The organism is Sphingomonas bacterium, from assembly GCF_903644135.1.
Taxonomy (GTDB): domain Bacteria; phylum Pseudomonadota; class Alphaproteobacteria; order Sphingomonadales; family Sphingomonadaceae; genus Sphingomonas.
The window spans coordinates 1-2,746 of sequence record NZ_CAHJXA010000357.1 but is presented as its reverse complement, the minus strand read 5'-3'; the positions used below and the strand labels follow the sequence as shown (position 1 = coordinate 2,746).

The window sequence follows — 2,746 nt, the reverse complement described above, 5'->3', positions numbered from 1 at the left end:
GCGCCGGCGACGCTCCGCGCGCGCGCTCCGGCCGCGCCGCCCGGGCGGGCTTGGTCGCGTCCTCCATCGCCTTGCGGCTAGCCCACCAGAAGCTGGTCTCCGCCTCGCCGTCCGGCGTGATCTGGATGCAGGCAACGACATCGCCGTCGGGCAGGGTGACGTTGCCATCGTCGCCCTCCGGCGTGATTGCGAGCGTATAGTCGGGACCGCCATAGGCCCCGTGGGGCGGCGCTGAGACGAACCGCAGGTCTGGTCGGCTGACGCGGACGCGCGCCTCGGCGCGCAGCGCGTCGACCTTGGCATCAGCCAACCGGCGGAGCAGTGGCGGGTTGGTGACGCGGCCGCGATCGTCGAGACCATCGGCGAACAGGTCCAGCTCATAAGCGCCGCCGGCGTCCCGATAAGGGTCGCCGCCGACGAACCGGAGCAGCTTGGCCTCCTCGGCGTCGTCGATGCGCAGCCAGGCGTGGATTGCTTGCGGCTTGCGGGCATGCTCCGGCAGGTTGATCAGCGCCTCGAAGGCCTGCAGCTGCAGCGCATGATCCTCGGTTGCGCCGAAGGCGCGCGCCTGGTCGTCCGAGATCCGCCCCGCGGCGAATGCATCGAACACCGGCTGGGCGAGGTTGCCGAGGCGGATGAGCCGGCGCGCCCACACCAGCTCCTGACCGTGCCGTGCCGCGATCTGCTCGGGAGAGTGGCCCAGCTTGTTCTCGCGCGCGACGGCGGCGCACTCCTCATAGGTGTGCAGGTCGCGGCGCAGCATGTTCTCGGCCAGCGAGCGGGCGACGATCTCGGCGTCGGGCGCTTCGTGCACCATCACCGCGATCGGGAAGTCCTTTGGCAGCTCGCCGCGGTCGACCAGCGCGCGGATGCTGCGGTAACGCCGGCCGCCGGCGAAGACGCCCCACATCTTGCCGTTGCCGCGCATGGGGTGGACCGACAGCGACTGGAGCAGCCCCTCGGACTTGATCGAGGCCTCCAGCGCGCTGGTCGCGGCCTGGTCGACCTGGTTGGTGCGGACGTTCAGCGGCGACAGGCGCAGCTGGTCGATGGTCAGGGTCGTGCTAGTCATGAGCGGCGTCTCCGGCTTGGCCGCGAGCGCGTGTCTCGACAGGGCGGCCTTTGGGGTGCGCTCACGCCGGCGGCGGTCACCGTCGGCGCGTCGGGATCGGGGAGGGGGGCGGCTTCCGGCTCGCCCCCCGAGCTGGCGGCGATCGCCTCTTCGAGGTCGATCTGCAGGTGCTCGGGCGCGGCGACGCGGCGCCGGCGCTTCGGCTCTGCGAGGCGCAGCGCGGCGGCGACGCCGGCATCGGTAATCTGCCAGGCGCGGGCCAACGTGGTCTTGCCGCGGATGTCGTGCAGAGGCAGCGCCCGCGCGTGGCGGCGAAATTGGAGATAGCGAAGGACGGTCTGGTCCGGACCTGCGAGCACCAGACCGTGCGAGCGTAGCAGCTCGAGCATCCGGAGCTGGCGAGCCGGCGATGGAGCAGCAGCCTTCACAGCATGCCCAGCGCTTGCATGTAGGTTTCGAGGATCGCCTCTTCTTCCTGGTACTCCTCGCGCTTCTTCTTGCGGATCTGCATGATCCGGCGGATCGCCTTGGCGTCGTAGCCGCGGCCCTTGGCCTCGGCCATGACGTCCTTCAGGTCGTCGCCGAGCGCCCTCTTCTCCTCCTCGAGGCGCTCGGCGCGCTCGATGAGCAGGCGCAGCTCTTCGGCCGCGACGCGGCCGCCGCCCATGCCTTCCTGGCGCTCCTCGGTCACAGCGCGGTTCGCACAGCGCGGCCGAACGCCGTGAATCGGTAGACCCAAGCACCTCCTACGACCCGGCCGGTCTGCTCCAGCCAGCCACGGCGGAGCAGGCTCTCCAACATACGGGCCTTCAGCCACGCCGGTCGTGGGAACTCGTCGCTCGGCAGCGTACGAAGCTTCTCTGCCCACCACGGCGTCAGATCGCGCGCGACCGCCACCGGATCGCCGTCCTCCCCGCCCAGAACTGCCAACGAAGGGCGCGCCATCACCGCCCACCCGCGAACATGGTGGTCAGCGCCAGCCAGGCGCCGTGCGGGTCGTAGGCGAACGCGATGACATGGCCGATCGCCATGCCCAGCGCCGCCAGCCAGCCGAGCTCGGCGAAGGTCAGGTGGCTGCGCGGCAACGGCGCCGCCGGCTGCAGGTACGGCGCGCAGGCGGGGCAGTCGCAGTCGTGGTCGTGGATCTCGACTCGGATCGGCTCGGGACGGTGCAGGTCGTACACGCGGTGAAGGCGGTGAATGGTCACAGGCGGTTCTCCGGCTTGGAGGCGAGGATCAGGGCGACCTGCAGGCAGACGAACAGGTCGATGACGATCAGCACGAGGAGCACGACGGCGACGCGGTCGCGGCCGAGAGTGGCGGCGGCGGCCGCCAGACCGGCGCCGATCGCGGCTAGCGCGTGAGCGCAATTCAGCGCCTTCACGCGACGTCTCCGGTCGGGTGACGCGGACCGACCGCGGTGAGGATCAGCCGATCGCGCTCGATCGGGTTGGCGACGTCGAGCTGCTCGGCCGAGAGATCGAGCAGCACCCGCCAGTCGAACTCGAACAGGGTGTGAATCCAGAGAGCCGTCGCGATCGCGATCGGTGCGCCCGCCTCGATGTCGGCCAGCCACTCGGCGCGGCGGCGCGCGCAGACCGGCGGCAGCGTCTCGGTGCGCAGCGCCAGGTCCTCGAGCGACACGCCGGCGGCCTCGCGGCACTCGCGCAGGTA

The 2,746-nt window shown here is 71.0% G+C and carries 5 protein-coding genes and 1 pseudogene; all 6 read right to left on the bottom strand.

Annotated elements, in window-relative coordinates; genetic code table 11:
• Positions 1-1,072 (bottom strand): ParB/RepB/Spo0J family partition protein (locus HUU96_RS14430; RefSeq protein WP_174293433.1); only part of this gene is annotated, 1,072 nt, incomplete at its 3' end.
• Complete coding sequence (locus HUU96_RS14425; RefSeq protein WP_174293432.1) at positions 1,069-1,461, bottom strand: hypothetical protein; 393 nt, start codon at positions 1,459-1,461, stop codon at positions 1,069-1,071. The genes HUU96_RS14425 and HUU96_RS14430, both read right to left, overlap by 4 nt.
• A gap of 35 nt (positions 1,462-1,496) precedes the next feature.
• Positions 1,497-1,739, bottom strand: a complete 243-nt coding sequence (locus HUU96_RS14420; protein WP_174293434.1) for a DUF2312 domain-containing protein — start codon at positions 1,737-1,739, stop codon at positions 1,497-1,499.
• Between the two features lie 277 nt (positions 1,740-2,016).
• Positions 2,017-2,280: a hypothetical protein gene (locus HUU96_RS14415; protein WP_174293431.1), complete on the bottom strand. Its 264-nt coding sequence runs from the start codon at positions 2,278-2,280 to the stop codon at positions 2,017-2,019.
• Complete coding sequence (locus tag HUU96_RS14410) at positions 2,277-2,456, bottom strand: hypothetical protein (protein ID WP_174293430.1); 180 nt, start codon at positions 2,454-2,456, stop codon at positions 2,277-2,279. The genes HUU96_RS14415 and HUU96_RS14410 overlap by 4 nt, the downstream gene beginning before the upstream one ends.
• Positions 2,453-2,746: pseudogene (locus tag HUU96_RS14405) on the bottom strand (helix-turn-helix domain-containing protein); the annotation flags it as partial. The gene HUU96_RS14410 and the pseudogene HUU96_RS14405, both read right to left, overlap by 4 nt.

Excerpts from the sequence above, each read along its gene's own strand:
- HUU96_RS14425 (WP_174293432.1), bottom strand. The coding sequence starts at position 1,461 with ATGCTCGAGCTGCTACGCTCGCACGGTCTGGTGCTCGCAGGTCCGGAC.
- HUU96_RS14420 (WP_174293434.1), bottom strand. The coding sequence starts at position 1,739 with ATGGGCGGCGGCCGCGTCGCGGCCGAAGAGCTGCGCCTGCTCATCGAG.